This is a genomic window from Dysgonomonas massiliensis, from assembly GCF_900240225.1.
Classification (GTDB): Bacteria; Bacteroidota; Bacteroidia; order Bacteroidales; family Dysgonomonadaceae; genus Dysgonomonas; species Dysgonomonas massiliensis.
This window is the reverse complement of record NZ_OEPV01000013.1, coordinates 1-17,573: the sequence shown is the minus strand read 5'-3', so window position 1 is coordinate 17,573 and position 17,573 is coordinate 1. Positions and strand designations below refer to the sequence as shown.

General features: G+C 36.5%; 14 protein-coding genes. 9 read left to right on the top strand and 5 right to left on the bottom strand.

Annotation, left to right across the window (positions count from 1 at the left end; all coding sequences use genetic code 11):
• The first annotated feature begins 84 nt into the window (after positions 1-84).
• Together C1A06_RS12785 and C1A06_RS12780 are read left to right on the top strand one after the other, a co-directional pair.
• Complete coding sequence (locus C1A06_RS12785) at positions 85-3,207, top strand: SusC/RagA family TonB-linked outer membrane protein (protein ID WP_101690607.1); 3,123 nt, start codon at positions 85-87, stop codon at positions 3,205-3,207.
• Between the two features lie 21 nt (positions 3,208-3,228).
• Positions 3,229-4,686 carry a RagB/SusD family nutrient uptake outer membrane protein gene (locus tag C1A06_RS12780; RefSeq protein ID WP_101690606.1) on the top strand — a complete coding sequence of 486 codons (1,458 nt, stop codon included), beginning with the start codon at positions 3,229-3,231 and terminating at the stop codon, positions 4,684-4,686.
• Between the two features lie 91 nt (positions 4,687-4,777).
• Here the strand turns inward: C1A06_RS12780 and C1A06_RS12775 are convergent, their stop codons facing one another.
• Both C1A06_RS12775 and C1A06_RS12770 read right to left on the bottom strand, forming a co-directional pair.
• Positions 4,778-6,007, bottom strand: coding sequence for an anaerobic sulfatase-maturation protein (locus C1A06_RS12775; RefSeq protein ID WP_101690605.1), 1,230 nt, complete (start codon positions 6,005-6,007; stop codon positions 4,778-4,780).
• Positions 6,008-6,044: 37 nt separating this feature from the next.
• Complete coding sequence (locus tag C1A06_RS12770) at positions 6,045-6,803, bottom strand: NUDIX hydrolase (protein ID WP_101690604.1); 759 nt, start codon at positions 6,801-6,803, stop codon at positions 6,045-6,047.
• Between the two features lie 237 nt (positions 6,804-7,040).
• Here C1A06_RS12770 and C1A06_RS12765 point away from each other — a divergent pair, with 237 nt between their 5' ends.
• On the top strand, positions 7,041-9,371 hold the full coding sequence (locus C1A06_RS12765) for a glycoside hydrolase family 3 protein (protein WP_101690603.1): 2,331 nt from the start codon (positions 7,041-7,043) through the stop codon (positions 9,369-9,371).
• 20 nt (positions 9,372-9,391) lie between these two features.
• Entirely contained in the window at positions 9,392-11,653 is a 2,262-nt protein-coding gene (locus C1A06_RS12760; protein WP_101690602.1) for a TonB-dependent receptor, read from the top strand.
• Between the two features lie 87 nt (positions 11,654-11,740).
• Here C1A06_RS12760 and C1A06_RS12755 read toward each other — a convergent pair whose 3' ends face one another.
• Positions 11,741-12,235: a 3'-5' exonuclease gene (locus C1A06_RS12755; RefSeq protein ID WP_101690601.1), complete on the bottom strand. Its 495-nt coding sequence runs from the start codon at positions 12,233-12,235 to the stop codon at positions 11,741-11,743.
• 88 nt (positions 12,236-12,323) lie between these two features.
• On the opposite strand from C1A06_RS12755, the gene C1A06_RS12750 reads away from it, so the two are divergent.
• The 5 genes from C1A06_RS12750 to C1A06_RS12730 are packed head-to-tail and all read left to right on the top strand — an operon-like array spanning position 12,324 to position 15,512.
• A complete protein-coding gene (locus C1A06_RS12750; RefSeq protein WP_101690600.1) occupies positions 12,324-12,758 on the top strand; it encodes a LexA family protein in 435 nt (144 codons plus the stop codon).
• Positions 12,755-13,309, top strand: coding sequence for a hypothetical protein (locus tag C1A06_RS12745; protein WP_101690599.1), 555 nt, complete (start codon positions 12,755-12,757; stop codon positions 13,307-13,309). The genes C1A06_RS12750 and C1A06_RS12745 overlap by 4 nt, the downstream gene beginning before the upstream one ends.
• A 12-nt stretch (positions 13,310-13,321) precedes the next feature.
• Entirely contained in the window at positions 13,322-13,849 is a 528-nt protein-coding gene (locus tag C1A06_RS12740; RefSeq protein ID WP_101690598.1) for a GNAT family N-acetyltransferase, read from the top strand.
• Between the two features lie 26 nt (positions 13,850-13,875).
• Positions 13,876-14,247 (top strand): hypothetical protein, encoded by a 372-nt coding sequence (locus C1A06_RS12735; RefSeq protein WP_145996407.1) that lies wholly within the window; start codon positions 13,876-13,878, stop codon positions 14,245-14,247.
• A gap of 8 nt (positions 14,248-14,255) precedes the next feature.
• Positions 14,256-15,512 carry a Y-family DNA polymerase gene (locus C1A06_RS12730; RefSeq protein WP_101690596.1) on the top strand — a complete coding sequence of 419 codons (1,257 nt, stop codon included), beginning with the start codon at positions 14,256-14,258 and terminating at the stop codon, positions 15,510-15,512.
• Between the two features lie 69 nt (positions 15,513-15,581).
• Here the strand turns inward: C1A06_RS12730 and nagB are convergent, their stop codons facing one another.
• Both nagB and C1A06_RS12720 read right to left on the bottom strand, forming a co-directional pair.
• Positions 15,582-16,394, bottom strand: a complete 813-nt coding sequence (nagB, locus tag C1A06_RS12725; protein WP_101690595.1) for a glucosamine-6-phosphate deaminase — start codon at positions 16,392-16,394, stop codon at positions 15,582-15,584.
• A gap of 53 nt (positions 16,395-16,447) precedes the next feature.
• Positions 16,448-17,573 (bottom strand): PIG-L family deacetylase (locus C1A06_RS12720; RefSeq protein ID WP_185116848.1); only part of this gene is annotated, 1,126 nt, incomplete at its 5' end.

Genomic DNA, 17,573 nt, shown 5'->3' with positions numbered 1-17,573 from the left:
ATTGCAAAAAACAAATCAAATTTATTTATTCATAATTATTTCACAGTAATCAAATTGTGAGATAGCTGTATAATTCTATACAAAATGGGAAAAAAAATATTCTTTTTCTCTGTACTATGGGCACTAAACTTTTATGTTGCTCTAGCTCAGAATATTAATTTAACGGGGAAAGTTTTAGATGTAAACAACGAAGCAATCATTGGAGCTGTTGTTACTCATAAGGAAACGAATAAGGTTACTACAACCGATTTAGATGGTAATTTCGAATTGCAGAATGTTGCTTTAAATTCGTCATTAACTATCTCTTATATAGGTTATGAAACTCAAAATGTAAAGATCACAAAGAACTTTCTAGAAGTGGTTTTAGCTTCTAAAGACAGTGAACTGGACGAAGTGATCGTAGTTGCATATGGAACAACTTCTAAAGCAGGTTATACAGGTTCTGCTTCAAGTGTTAATAAAGATAAAATAGCTCAATCGCAGGTAAGTAGTGTATCTCGATTATTGCAAGGAGCTGCATCCGGTGTTCAATCAATATCATCATCGGGGCAACCAGGATCAGATGCATCGATATATATCCGTGGTGTAGGTTCGATCAATGCTTCTAGTACGCCACTTTATATTGTAGATGGAGTACCTTTTGAAGGAGACTTAAACTCGATAAATCCCGCTGATATTGAATCTATCAACGTACTAAAAGATGCTGCGTCAACTTCAATATATGGTTCGCGAGCAGGAAATGGATTGATCGTAATTACGACAAAACAAGGAAATAAGAATAAAAAAGCAGTAATAGAAGCTTCGTTCAAATATGGTGTTTCATCGCGTGCTGTTGAAGATTATAAAAAAGTAGGTACAGATGACTATTTCAAATTGTATTGGGAAGCTATGCGCAACCAGGAGTTCTATGTGAATGGACGTACTCTTGCTGCGGCAGCTGATTATGCATCTAACAATATTGTTTCAGTCTTAGGTATAAATCCATATGGATCTGCATATCCTAATCCGGTAGACGTAGATGGAAATATTGTAGCTGGAGCAAGACCTTTATGGGATGATGACTGGACTGATGCGTATACGCAAGATGCTAATAGAACAGAAGCACAGGTTAGTGTTTCGGGTGGTGGTGAAAACAGTAATTACTATATCTCTTTGGGGTATTTGGACGACCAAGGTATAGCTATCGCTTCTGATTTTAAGCGTTACAGCGGAAGATTAAATTTCAATGCAGATATAAGACCTTGGATGAGAGTATCTACTGGCTTGTCACTTAGCCATTCTAAACAAAATGCACCTCAGAGTCAGGATAGTAACTTGGCAAACTCGCTCAATTTTGCGCGTATGATTCCTAACTTTTATCCAATATGGGAACGTGAAGAAGATGGCTCATTTAAAACAGATCCAGTATTTGGAGATCGAATAATAGACTATGGACCGTACAGACCATCGGCAGCTAGTCCTAGATACAATCATTTAGGGTCATCAGAATTCGATTTTTCGAGAGTTGTTCGTGATGTCGCTTCTATCAGGTTGTCGGCTGAATTTGATTTGTTAAAGAATCTAACCTATAAAGCTTCTGCAAATATTGATTACACAAATAAGAATGATCACTATTATGTGAATCCTACTTATGGCGCTGGTTCATATAATGACAATCCTGGTAGTGTAAGTAAGTACAATTATAGAACTGTAAACTTTACAGGAAACAACTTATTGACATACAATACAACTATTAATGAAGATCATAGCCTGAAGTTATTATTAGGTCAAGAGTACAATGAATATAATACAAATAATATTTATGGATCTCGTGAAGGATTCCCTTTGTTAGGTTACTATGAGCCGGTTGCGGCAAGTGCTTTGAGTGATTTCAATGGTAGTGCAGACCAATATAAATTATTAAGTTTCTTTGGTAATGCGGAATACAATTATAAACATAAATATTATGGTTCAGCCTCTATTCGTAGAGATGGTTCATCTCGATTCTCGCCTGATGCACGTTGGGGGACATTCTGGTCGGTAGGAGCATCTTGGCGTATAAATGAAGAAGACTTTTTATCGAATGTTCGCGAAATCACAAAACTGACATTACGTGGCAGCTATGGTGGTCAAGGAAACGATAATATTGGATCATATTATGCATATCAGGCTTTGTTTGATATTAAAAATAACTTAGGAGAATCTGGATTCGTTACTTCTACGCTAGCTACACCTAAACTGAAATGGGAAACAAACCTAAGTCTTAATATCGGTCTAGATTTTGGTTTCTTCGATAACCGAGTGTCGGGTTCATTTGAGTTTTTCAATCGCCAATCGAAAGACTTATTGTTTACAATGCCAAAACCATTGTCAACAGGATACTCGGGTTACTTAGCCAATATTGGTGCATTGAGAAATAGAGGTATTGAATTTTCATTATCCTTCACTCCAGTAAAAACAAAAGATTGGTTGTGGACTGTGGGTATAAATGGTACGCATTATAAAAATGTGATAACTGAATTACCTCAGAATGAAATTATTTCGGGAGATAAATTGCTAAAGGTTGGTAACTCGATATACGATTTCTATTTAGTAGAGTGGGGTGGTATAAATCCCGAATCAGGTCTGCCTCAGTGGTATAAAAATGATGGAAATGGGAATAGAGTTCTTACTGAAGTATATAAAGAAACAAACAAAGAGGCTGGTAAACCAGATCATCGTATAAATGCGGGATCTGCATTGCCTGATTTCTCAGGAGGTTTTAATACAAGCTTACAATACAAAGATTTTGATTTATCGCTATTGTTCGCATATTCTATTGGAGGTAAGATATATAATGGAGATAAAACTTCGTTGCTTCATAACGGAAGTTCTGCCGGTAGAGCGATGTCTGTTGATATGTTGAACAGATGGACCCCGGAGAATACTTCTGCTAATATCCCACGTATGCAAACGGTAAATGCAAATGCATGGACTAATAGTTCAACTCGTTTCCTTATTGATGCAGACTATTTACGTTTGAAAAATATTACAGTAGGATATAATTTGCCTGCAAATATATGTAACAAGTTATTCTTGTCTAAATTAAAGGTTTATGCTCAAGCTGAAAATTTATGGACATTATTCAAAGAGGACGGAATTGATCCTGAACAAACGATTGGAGGATCAACATACTTCAGATATCCAGCGATGAAAACAATATCATTTGGTTTAAATGTATCATTCTAAAACCATTAAAAATAGAAGAAAATGAAAACAATAAAATATATAATAAGCGGAATATTATTAGCAATCAGTCTCAATTCTTGTGATCTGGATACAGAACCTACAGATCAGGTTCCTGATTATTTAGTATTTGAAAATGCAGAGAATGCAGAGAAAGTGTTGAATGGTACTTGGGCATATTTGATGGATACTTACTTTACTTATCAGAATCCAGGTTGGAAGAGTTTACTCCTTACGAGCGATGCTATGGCTAATGATGTGGCTGTTCAACCAGGTAAGTATGGATATATAGCTCATTATTCATTTACAAATATCAACGATCCTAAGTCTACAACAGGTCGTGGAGTCTGGACATTAGCATACAAAGGAATTGATAATGCAAATCATCTCATAACCAAGATAGATGGTGTCCCTGGAGATGAAAGTTTAAAGAGTCGAGTGAAAGCTCAGGCTTATGCTTTGCGTGGCTATTTATATCTCAATTTGGTAACATTCTACTCTCATGCATATAAATATGACACTAAGGCTCTGTCTGTGCCAATATATCTGGAACCTACAGTTGTAAACACTGTCGGAGGAAAGAGGGAAGCAGTTGAGGCTGTCTATGCTAGAGCAGAAGAAGATTTGTTAGAGGCATATAATTTAATTGGAGACTATAAGCGAAATACAGCAAAACATAAGTTTGACAAAAAAGTTATTGCAGGGATTTTATCTCGCTTGTATCTTCAGAAAGAAGATTGGAAAAATGCAATCAAGTATGCTGCTGAAGCAGGCTCGTCAGGTACTTGGATGACTAAAAATGAATATTTGAATGGCTTTAATGATCAATCAAACAGTGAATGGATTTGGGGACATGGACAAATCCCTAATCAATCAACAGCTAGTTATAGTTTTCACTTTCAAGACGTATCATCTCAATCTTCATATTACTACAGTTTTATGGCCGATCCTTATTTTGAAGACTTTTTTGATAAAGGAGATGTCAGATCTGAACTTTTTGAATCAGATACTACTCGCTATAAAGGAGGTTTGATGTATAAGAAATTTAAAATGAAATCTGATGGTACAGGCGATATTGTCTTAATGCGTAAAGCAGAATTAGTATTGATTGAAGCAGAAGCTTTGGCTGAACTCGGAAGCTTGCCCCAAGCTATTACAAAACTAAATGAATTACGTACTCAGCGTGGGGCACAAACTCCAGATCTATCATCTTTGAGTAAAGATGAATTGGTTGAAGAAATTTTGATTGAAAGACGTAAAGAATTATTTGGTGAAGGTTTTGGACTATATGATTTAAAACGTCGTCAGAAAGCCGTAAGTCGTAAACGTGTTGCTGATGAAGATTTCGTTGAAGGAACTAAGATCACTAAAAAAGGGCATACTGTCTTTAAATTTCCTGATGGAACAGATTTTACAGCAAATAGTGATTATTATTTATATGCAATTCCGGATTCAGAGATAACTAACAACGGGAATTTATAATTATACAATTTTATATAGATTAAGCCAATATTTATCCATATGGGTAGATATTGGCTTTTTTATTTTGAATATTGAGTGTTATTCACTGATATTATAAACTGACACCATTTTTTAGTGCATTCATTATATTGGCTGGAGGACGTTTGTTTAGCAATTCATGTTTCATGAAATCCATATATGGGGCTATATGATTAAAGAATTTGTAGTATCCACTACAGAGATAGTTTAGACCTTTTTCTCCGGTTGATGTTTTTATAAATCGATTTTTAGGACATTCACCATTACAAGCAAAAAGGTATTTGCAGTTCTTGCATTGTTGAGGAAGTGAATCGAATTTATCTTGTCCGAACTTAATTTGTTTAGGGCTATACATCATCTCCACTAAAGATTGTGAATGTATATTTCCTAGTTTATATTGAGGAAATACAAAATGATCACATGAATATACATCGCCATTGAATTCCATGACCCCTGCATGTCCACATGTTTTTGCCATTGTGCAGACTCCGGGTTGTTCACCAACCCAGTTTGCTAGTGTTGAATCGAACAATTGAATATAATATTGTCCAACATCATTTCGAACCCATTCGTCGAAAATAGTACATAGGAAATTACCCCACTGTTCCGGATCTATGGAGAAGTCTGCCAGTTGTAACTCATCAGACTCTTCTACTGCAGCTAGATGCCTGCCGTCATTATGATGCGAAATACGTTCTACGACAGGAGTGAATTGAATATAACGACATCCTATTTGCTTGAAAAAGTGATAAAATTCGAGAGGGTAATCTGCATTATAATCGTTAACTACTGCAAGTGCATTCCATTCGACCTTATATTGATTTAATAGGTGGATGCCTTTCATTACACTGACGAAAGAGGGTCTTCCTTGTTTATTCTTCCTATATTCATCGTGAAACTCTTGTGGACCATCTATTGATACTCCTACCAGCCAATTATTCTCTTTAAAGAATTTGCACCACTCAGCAGTTATCAATGTTCCATTTGTTTGGATACAGTTTTCTATATGCCGACCATTGGCATACTTATGCTGAATCTCCATTGCCTTTTTGTAAAAGGATATTGGGCGCATAAGAGTTTCCCCTCCGTGCCATGTGAACATGACATGTGGCGTAGTTTGCGAATTTATGTATTCTTCGATGAATTTTTCTAGAAGTTCGTCGCTCATTACATGTTTCGAACTATTCGAATATAAGTTTGCCTTTTCTAGGTAATAGCAGTAATCGCATGCCAAATTACATACAGAGCCGGCTGGTTTGAGCATTACATATAGTGGACGAGCAAATGGTGCGAGTGTTGCCATTTAGTATATTATAGTTGGATAATGAGTTATTCTTTTATTAAATGTATCTGATATGATCATCTTCTCCTGAATTTTCATTAAAAGAATATAGTATTGGAGGATTATACGGACTTGAATTTGCTGTTTCATCAAGTTGGATAAGTTTACCACTAGCCATTATCTTTCTTTGGAAATTACGTCTGTCAAGGGTCTGTCCCGAAAATATCTCAAATATTCTCCTTAAATCACTCATTTTAAATTTATCAGGGAGTAGTTTTTGGGCAACAGACAACATTGGCATCAGCGCTTGAATCTTCATCATAGCTGTATTAATGATGTCGTTATGGTCTAGAAATAGAGTTGGTAAATTACATACGTCTATCCATTTTGTTTTATCATCTCCTGTTGATATCAGTCCTATATCGTCATGTTTGACGAATGCATAATACCCCAAACTTACATAACGTTCATAAAACCATTCGACTCCAGTACTATTGTATTTGTTTTCAGTCTCATGAAGATTAATGATATCAATATTTTGAGTTTTTTTATGTCTGCTTAAATCGCTGAATAAATGAAATTGCTCAAGATAAATATCATCTAGCCCTGTACGAGCTTTTAATACTCGTCTTGCTGCCTCTTCCGAATTTTCATGTTTGAGCATAAAGCCTCCTGGCAACTGCCAATAATCCTTGAAGTATACACTAAGTAAAACTCTAATCTTCTTTTTGTAGTAGCAAAGTATAACGCAGTCGATTGAAAATCCAGGATGGATGTTTTCGGCTGTATACGGATATAATAAGTCTTTAATACTCATACTGATCTGTTTTGTCCTTCGATATATTTTACCTGATCAAAAGTCATATGTAAACAAAGATACGTAAATATTGCTCTTTATACTTATCTATAAAGGAAAATTAACCTGTGTTTATATGACGCAAATATATGTTTTAAAACATATCTGTGTTTTTGTGACGCATAAATTTTTATTTTTTATTTTTTATGATTTATATTTGCGTTAAAGTTACACAGCTTATATATAAAGATACCAATTATGAAGAAAGCACTCGTTTTTATTGGCGCAGCACTTTTATCAGTAAGTGCTTGTTCGCAAAGCCAAAATCAATTTGAAATTGTAAAGAACAATGGAGGACCCACTTTAGGTTATTCTAAAGAATCTGGTGTTAAGGTTCTGACAGTCGATAATCTTAAATTTAAAGACCTTAATCGCAATGGAAAGCTCGATAAGTATGAAGATTGGCGTCTGCCAGTTGATATGAGAGCAAAAGACTTAGCCTCTAAAATGAGTGTTGAGCAGATTGCAGGTTTGATGTTATATAGTGTTCATCAATCAGTCCCAGCTGCCGATTTTGGATTTACTTCAGGAACCTATGGAGGAAAGCCATTCACTCAGACTAATGTAGATGCATGGTCTTTGACTGATGAGCAGAAGAAATTTTTAAAAGACGATAATCTACGTCATGTATTGATTGTAAGTGTTCAGAGTCCAGAGGTAGCAGCAAAGTGGAATAATGAAATACAAGCTTATGTTGAAGGAATCGGTTTAGGTATCCCAACTAATAATAGTTCCGATCCTCGTCATTCAGGACAAGTTACGGGTTCTACTACAGCCGAATTTAATGCAGGTGCAGGTGGTGAAATTTCATTATGGCCTGACGGATTAGGCATGGCTGCAACTTTCGAGCCTGACCTAGTGAAAAGATTTGGAGAAATAGCGGCAGCTGAGTACCGTGCTTTAGGTATTGCTACAGCCTTGTCTCCACAGATCGATCTTGCTACCGAACCTCGCTGGTATCGTGCAGGAATGACTTTCGGTGAAAGTCCGGCTCTAGCTACAGATATGGCTCGTGCATATATTGATGGTTTTCAGACATCTACAGGTGAAGATGAAATAGCAAACGGATGGGGATATAAAAGCGTTAATGCAATGGTAAAACATTGGCCAAGTGGAGGTCCTGAAGAAGGTGGACGTGATGGACACTGGGCATTTGGTAAATTTGCAGTATATCCAGGAAGTAATTTTGAAACTCATTTAAAACCTTTTACCGAAGGAGCTTTCAATCTAGATGGCGCTACTAAGATGGCTTCAGCAGTAATGCCATATTATACAATATCTTATGATCAAGCTAAAGATGGAACTAATCTTGCAAATGGTTTCAGTAAATATATTATAACAGATTTATTGAGAGAAAAATATAACTATGATGGAGTTGTTTGTACGGATTGGGGAATTACAGGAGATGAAGGGAAACATCCAAATGATTTTTTAGGAAAGCCTTGGGGAGTAGAAGACAAATCGATTGTCGAAAGACATTATATTGCTTTGATGGCCGGAATGGATCAATTTGGAGGCAATACGGAAAAAGATCCTGTGATTGAAGCATACAATATGGGAGTGAAAGAACACGGAAAGAAGTTTATGAGAAATAGATTTGAGCAGTCGGCGACTCGTCTGTTGAAAAATATATTCCGTCTTGGTTTGTTTGAGAATCCGTATCTAGATACACAAGAAACAAAAGAGGTTGTTGGTAACCCTGAATTTATGAAAGAGGGTTACGATGCACAACTTAAATCTATCGTAATGCTAAAGAACAAGCAAAACATATTACCTATAAAAGAAAGAAAAACAGTTTATATTCCGCAGATCTATACACCTGCAGTTAAGGATTGGTGGGGAAATTGGTCAAAACCAGTTCTTCAATATCCTGTAGATCTAGATCTTGTAAAGAAATACTATGATGTTACGGAAGATCCTACTAAAGCAGATTTCTCAATCATATTTGTTTCTGGTCCATATGTTAATAGCGATGGGGGAGGTTATGACAATGAAGATAGAGCAAATGGAGGTAACGGATATGTCCCAATTACACTTCAGTACGGAACATATACAGCAAACGATGCTCGCGGAAAAAGTATTGCAGCGGGTGATCCGGTAATTGATCCAACAGTAAAAGACAGATCGTATAAAGGTAAAACTGTAACGGCTTCAAATACTATGGACTTGAGTACAATATTAAGTACGAAAAAAATAATGGGAGATAAACCGGTTATTGTTGTTGCCAATCTATCAAGAGCTATGGTGTTCAATGAATTTGAAAGTCATGTAGATGGTATTCTTGTTCGTTTCTCGACTGGAGAACAATCGGTATTGGATATTATATCAGGTAAATTCGAGCCTTATGGATTATTGCCAATGCAAATGCCGGCAAATATGTCAACTGTAGAAAAACAATTCGAAGATGTACCATATGATATGGAATGCCATAAAGATTCGGAAGGCAATAGTTATGATTTTGCCTATGGTCTGAACTGGAATGGTGTAATAAAAGATGCTCGCACAGAAAAATATGGAGTAAAAAAATAACCCTAAATCTATAAGAAATCATGAATAAATTGTTTAAAAATATTGGATTATTCTTGGCTATTTCGACTATTGGTATTGGCATCAATGCACAAGATAAAATAGCGAACGATTCGACAAAAACGTCTGCAGTAGGAAAAAGCGATGATCGGAATGTAATGCTTAATGCAGCTTCGGCTAATGCCGGACCTCGCAATGTGAATATTGGACTACCTGCAAGCGTTGGAGGTACTACTGTTCTCGAAAATGATCTGCCTGTAGTTTATTTCTTTTGGCCAGAACTACCCTACAAAGCATGGCGAATGGATGGCATGACGAATGGCGTGAGTCTGTTGGATCTTGGTCAAACTGCTATTAACATCGGAGATGTTGGATTCTCGGTAGGAACTTATAACAATCTAGGGACAGATCAATTTGGTGGTAATGTAGGTCTGAATTCCAATCATTTCGGATTGTTGAACGCTACTGCTAATGTGAGCGGACCTATCAAGAATGGATTCAAATATTCGGTAGGGGCATTCGTTAATTACGATCCGGGAACTTATAAAGTGAATAAGAATAATATTGATAGATATTTCAACGACCAGACACAATTGTATAAAGTTGCTCTGACAAAAGATTATAAATTCAGCAATGGTAGCGGATCATTCTCAGCATTCTACAAATATGCCAATTCCAGATCGATGACTATGCAACAATATGCACCATATAAATATTATATGGATGGTTCGGTAAAGGAATTGGACGATTTCAAGATTGGTAGTGATAATTATATTGCTAGTCAAAAATTCTCTGTCTTAGATGCAAAAACCGGCAAGATTGCAGAACGTGATGCTTTGGATGATTATAGTACACAATCACATACTATAGACCTGATAGGTAAGAATAAATTTGATAATGGATTGAATTTTAATTATATAGTAAGGCTGCATAGTGCTAAATCTGGGCATTTCTTGCCAGTAATGACCGGTGTTAGTGAAAGTACTTATACTGATGATCAAGGCATTGAAAGAAAATCGTACGAGCAAAATGCAATGATTCTGGCATCTAAAAAAACTCCGATCAAGTCTTTAACTAGCTTATTCGAAGTAGGTAAAAAATCAGGTAAGCATGAATGGAAAGTTGGGTTGAATCAATGGGTCTATGATATCGATAAATTTGTTACAGAAGGTGTTACATATAAGCAAAGTGTTGAAGTAAATCCTCAGGTTATTGGAGGTAGCAACAATTATGGCATTTCAGAATATCATAATGGAACAGAGAACAAAACAGCTTTATTTGTAACTGATAAATGGGATGTTTCGGATGTTATAACTTTGAATGCCGGTGTCAGATTTGAATATCAAAGCTTAAGAGGAGATTTTATTAATAACAAAGATATTGATACAACGAATATTATTCCATATCTATCAAATAAGAAGACTGATATTAAAAAGGATTGGTTCAACAAAGCGTTTATGATTAGTGGAGTTTATAAAATGACAAAAAACTTTGGACTTTTAGGTGAAGCAACTTATAATGAGCAAGCTGGTCATCTGGAAAATTATTCAGCAGGAAATGACCCTAATTTGAAGAAATCGAAGATACCTGGAGCCGGATTCGGAGTTTTCTATAACCATAAATTATTCAGTGTCGTATCGAAAGCCACTTACATCAAGCGTGATGAGTATCGTTCGACTGAGAATTTCACAAATCCATTTTATAATCCGGCAACAGATCCTTCTGAAAGTAATATGAAACGAAGTTTAGCTAGTTACGACATTCAAACATTAGGTTGGACAACAGATGTAATGGTATCGCCTTTCAATGGATTCAATCTACATTTCTTATTGACAATTCAATCTCCAAAATATAAAAATTATAAAGGAGAAGTTGACTTTGCCGATGGTAGAGGGCCTGTTGCATACGATTTCAGTGACAAAACAGTGAAGGGAGTATCTAAAGTATTGATCGAGATCGATCCTAGTTATCAATGGAAAGGACTCAGAGTATGGGCAAGTGCTCGTTACTTCAGTAAAGAATATGCAAATCTATCTAACTCACTTTCATTCAAAAGTCGTTGGGAAACATTTGCTGGCGCAAGCTATAATATTAATAAAAACTTAGAGGTATCAGCTACTTTCGTAAACTTATTGAATCAACGTGGAGCTCAAGGTACAGTTTCCGGAACGGACCTATTGACTGATGAACAAGTGAAAGAAAGAGTAGGTAAAGAAGGAGTAGTAGTCTCTGGAACATACATACGCCCGTTTACTGCCGAATTCGGATTAAAATACAAGTTCTAATTTATTAGTGGTGATTTTAGTGTTAGAGAGGTTGATAAATATTTATCAGCCTCTCTTTTTTATTTTCGGTGTGAAAATAAAGCTATATTATAATAATTGTAAAGCTATTTCAGCACAAGCTTCAGCGTCGGCTAATGCATTGTGATGGTTTGTAAGAGTATAGCCACAATCTTCGGCTACTGTATGAAGTTTATGATTGGGTAAATGTTTAAGTTGACGACGAGATTCGGCTAAAGTACAATAAAATAGATAATCAGGATAATCCATTCCATAAGTCCTGAATACAGCTTTCAGGCAAGATTCGTCAAAACCTTTGTTATGGGCTACAAATGGTAGTCCATTGATAAGAGGATCCAGTTCTTTCCATACTTTCGAAAAAACGCGTTCGTTTATTGTATCTTCATAAGTAATTCCGTGTATCAGACTATTGCCATATCTGTAATAATTAGGTTCGGGTTGAACAAGGCTATAGAAACGATCTGCAATCAGACCATTTCTGACTACAACAATACCAATACTGCAAATACTTGACATCTGCTCGTTGGCAGTCTCGAAATCTATAGCTGCAAAGTCTCGAAGCATTCTCTCTTAATTTTATCTGTATAAAAATAGAAATATTTTAACTGATTTGAAAGGAGAAAAGATCACTTTCTTCTCTACCTTTGTATTGATGAAACAAGAAAACTTGATTTTATATAAGGCTGATACGAATAGCGAATTAGCATTGCCAATTGCAGATGGAGGTATCAAGGCCGGATTTCCTAGTCCGGCACAAGATTTTATGGACCTGACTATTGATCTTAATAAAGAATTGGTAAAGCATCCATCAAGCACATTCTATGGACGGGTGAGTGGTGATAGTATGATTGATGCCGGAATATTTGACGGTGATATTCTAATCATCGACAAGTCATTAGAACCTAAAGATGGAGATATGGCAGTCTGTTTTGTTGATGGCGAATTTACAATTAAATATATAAAAATCGAAGAAAAAGTAATTTGGCTGGTTCCTGCGAATGAAAAATATAAACCGATACGAGTAACTGAAGATAATGATTTCTTGATTTGGGGAATTGTTACCTACTCAATAAAGAAACAACGATGATGAGATATAAATTAATTGGAACAGCAATATTAGCAATCTCTATTATTACTACAATAGCAGACACAGTCAAGGCTGAATACAATAAAGACGAGAAGATCATTTCTGAAGTAGTCTTATTATCGGGTAACTTATCTCATTCTATTATAGGCGATACGCTCGTCGGCTTGGAAGTATTCGATGATGAAAGTACTGATCCATACACTAAATATGGGTATGAATTTTCTGGTCATTGCTATACATGTAATATGGTAGACTTTATAATAATGCCAAACGAGATTATTTTTTACAATGCATGTTCGCAAGAGAATACAGATAGAATAAGTTATTCTTATGAAACGATTGAGAGTCGGGTAGATATTTTTAGAATAAAAACAGAAAACGATATTGAATTGTGTTTTGAGAAGATTAGCGATGCACCTATTTTTTCGCTAAAAATAAAAGGAGATATAACTCGAGACTCTTCAGGTTTTCCTGCATTTGCCCTTTACTACACCACATCATCGGATTTAAAGAAATTTTCAGTTCAAGATTGTGGCGAATTTGATGGTTGAAAAATTGAATGTATGATATATATTGAAACGGAGAGACTAATCTTGAGAGATTGGCAAGAAAGTGATCTTATTGTCTTTCAACAAATGAATCAAGATCCGGTAACAATGGAATTCTTTCCTAAGATGTTGTCCCTTTATGAATCAAGACAATTCTTCGAAAGGATAAAACATGAGTTCGAAGAACGTGGATATGGATTGTATGCTGTAGAGCTGAAAGAATCAAAAAGATTTATTGGCTTTACAGGATTCCATTATACAGTGATGAATACTAATTTTACTCCTTGTATTGAAATAGGTTGGAGATATACACATGATGTATGGGGAAAAGGATATGCTACGGAAGCAGCTAAAGCCTGCCTTAATTATGCAAAGAAGAATCTAAGCTTAAAAGAAGTGTACTCTTTTACTTCGCAGCTAAATCAACGCTCGGAGAATGTAATGAAGAAGATTGGAATGCAAAAAGTTTGTAATTTTATGCACCCTGCAATATCTGATGGAAATAAATTGAAAGAACATGTTCTATACCGAATAGATATTTGAATATGAAAAAATATATAACTATTTTTTTGATCATCTTTATTCATACAAGTTGTATTTCTATCAATACAGAAGATGCAGATAAAGCTTTTAAGCTATGGACACAAATTCCATTAGATAATAATGAAGTAAAGGCTATTAAAGGACGATATTGGCGTTCTGCTCATTTTACACTAGAATATGAAGCCTATTTGAAGCTCATTGTATCTGACTCTTGGTGGAATGAATTGATTTCTTTTAACGAGTTGCATATTGATACCTCTGAATGGATTCTTCCGGATAATTTACCTAATTGGTTTATACCAGATACAAGTTATCAGAAGTTCTCTTCGGATTCAAATCTGAATTTGAAAGTCTGGCTGGAAGGAGATACTATATTTATTTATGATCAGCAATTGTAGATGCAATTATGTACGCACTTATTGACTGTAATAATTTCTATGTTTCTTGCGAAAGGGTTTTCAATCCATCGTTGAATAATCGTCCTGTTATTGTATTAAGTAATAATGATGGTTGTGTTATTTCGAGAAGCAATGAGGCTAAAGCTTTGGGAATTAAAATGGGAGTGCCATTTTTTCAGATACAAGAAGAGATAAAAAAATATGGGGTAGCGGTTTATTCTACGAACTTTACATTATATGGCGATATGTCTGAAAGAGTTATGTCTATACTTTCCGGATTTGTTCCTGATATGGAGATATACTCAGTTGATGAAGCTTTTTTACATCTGGATGGAATAGAAGAAAATCTACATACTTATTGCAAAGAGATTATACATAAGACTCGAAAATCGACAGGAATCCCTGTTTCTATAGGAGTTGCTCCGACTAAGACATTGGCAAAAATAGCAAATCGTTTTGCTAAAAAATATAGAGGTTATAAAGATATTTGTTTGATAGATACAGAAGAGAAACGTATTAAAGCCCTTCAACAAACACCTATTGGTGAAGTGTGGGGTATTGGTCGACGAAGCCGAAAAAAACTGGAAGAAAACTTAGGAATATATACAGCATATGACTTAACTCAGAAGAGTAGAGCTTGGGTGCGTAATCAATTAACAGTAGTAGGAGAGCGTACTTGGTTGGAACTACATGGTATTCCTTGTATTGAAAAAGATGATTTATCGGACGATAAAAAACAAATATGTACATCGCGTAGCTTTGGTCAACCTATAACAGACTATAATCTGCTATTGAGTGCTGTTGCAGAATTAGCCTCGCATTGCGCCTCAAAGCTTCGTAAGCAAAAATCAGTAACAAAAGCCATCTATGTTTTTGCACAGACAAGTAGATTTACAAATGACACGTATTTACCATCAAAAATGCTGCCGTTATCATTTTATACAGCGGACACAGCCGAAATTATTAGCTATTGTCGTAAGGCTTTAGATTTAATATATCTCGAAGGATTTCAATATAAACGTGCAGGTGTTGTATTAGCCGATATATTGAGTGATAGTTATATTCAACGCGACCTATTTGATCCAAAGGATAGGTATAAACAGCAGCAATTATCCAAGGCTTTAGATAATATTACTTCTCAAAATGGTCGTGATATTATAAAATTAGCAGTCCAAGGTACAGGCTATCGGGATTATGTACGACAACAACACTTGTCTAAATGTTATTCTACGAATCTTAAAGATATAATACAGATTAAGGTTTAAGAAGAAATAATAAGATATACAAAAAACGGCTATCAATTGATAGCCGTTTTTCTATAATAAGTTGAAAATTTATTTCAACAATGTCTGGGGGTTCAGATTCTCTTTCTCAATATCCTTGAAGTAGTTGTAAGTACCTACCTTCAAGTCGAAACAAGCCATCTCATCACACACGATAATCGCATGCTGATGCATCTGCAGCGCAGTAATTGTCCATTGCTGACTGATAGCACCCTCTACCACCTCATGAAGCGCACGTGCCTTGTTATGACCATTGACCATGATCAATACTTCTTTAGCATCCATCACCGTACCAACACCCACCGTTACCGATGTCTTAGGCACTTTGTTGATATCATTATCAAAGAAACGCGAGTTGGCAATGATCGTATCCTGAGTCAGTGTCTTGATACGCGTACGCGATGTCAGTGATGATCCCGGTTCGTTGAAAGCAATATGTCCGTCAGGACCGATACCTCCAAGAAACAGGTCAACACCTCCAACAGCTTTCATCTTCGCTTCGTAAGCTTCGCATTCTGCTGTCAGGTCTTCTGCGTTACCATTGAGGATGTTTACATTCTCAGCTTTGATATCCACATGATTGAAGAAATTGTTCCACATAAACGAGTAGTAACTCTGCGGATGATCTTGGGCTAAGCCCACGTATTCATCCATATTGAAGGTAATAACGTCAGCAAAGGAAACACGTCCTGCTTTGTAGTGTTCGATCAAAGCCTTGTACATACCCATCGGCGATGAACCGGTTGGCAGTCCCAGTACAAAGTGTTTCTTACCTTTAGCCTTAGCTTCGTTGATACGGCTTACGACATAATTGGCTGCCCATTGCGACAACTGAGCATAGTCAGGCTGAATGATTAGTCTCATTGTATTTTCTGTATTTTTATACTTTTATGTATTTTATGCTTTTACTTTCTTTATTATAAAGGTCTGTACTGAACAAATGCTTCGATAGCTTCGTAGCTAGCTAAGCCTAACTTGTGATAAAGTTCTGCTGTTGCTTTGTTACGGTCTTCCGAACGTTGCCAGAACAGACGTTCGTCATCTCCTAAGAATGGAGCACTTTCCATTTGTGACTGATGTTTCAGGATTGAGTTGCGTTTAGAACGGAGTTCTTCCGGTGAGATAGGAACTGCCATCTCAATATGGTCGATCTCCCATTCTGCCCATGCACCGCGGTACATCCAGATACGGCAGTCTTCCAGCCATTTCTCGCCCTTGAGTTCATCAATAGCTGCAAGGATAGCATCCAGACAAACACGGTGTGTACCATGTGGATCGGCTAAGTCTCCTGCCACGAAAATCTGGTTAGGTTTGATAGACTCGATATATTCTTTGACGATCAGTACGTCTTTTTCTGAGATCGGGTTCTTCTGGATACGTCCTGTTTCGTAGAATGGAAGATCCAGGAACTTAACGTTCTCGTCCTTGATGCCTACATAGCGGTCTGCTGTCTTGGCTTCCTGACGGCGGATATGTCCTTTCATAAACAGAATATCCGGTGTATCCATATCATCGGCTTTCTTGTCGTGAAGCAGAAACTGAAGAATCTCAGCATATTTTTGTTTCATAACCATATCTTCCGGTGTGTAGCGTTGGCGTACGTCTTCCATAAATGACACGTAACGGATCACTTCTTCGTCGCCTACTGCAATATTACCTGATGTCTGATAAGCAACATGTACATCGTGATTCTGATCTACCAGACGGCGGAATGTTCCTCCCATAGAGATCACATCGTCATCGGGGTGAGGACTGAACACAATAACGTTTTTCGGATAAGGGTTGGCACGTTCCGGACGGTTTGTATCGTCGGCATTGGGTTTACCTCCCGGCCAGCCGGTAATGGTATGTTGAAGATCGTTGAAGATCTTGATATTTACGTTGTATGCCGATCCGTAGATTGACAGTAATTCTTCCAACCCGTTGTCCTGGTAGTCTTTGTTGGTAAGCTTAAGGATGGGTTTATCCAGTCTAAGACACAACCAAACGATAGCACGGCGGGTCAGTTTGCTGGTCCATTCGCAAGAGCCTACAAGCCAAGGG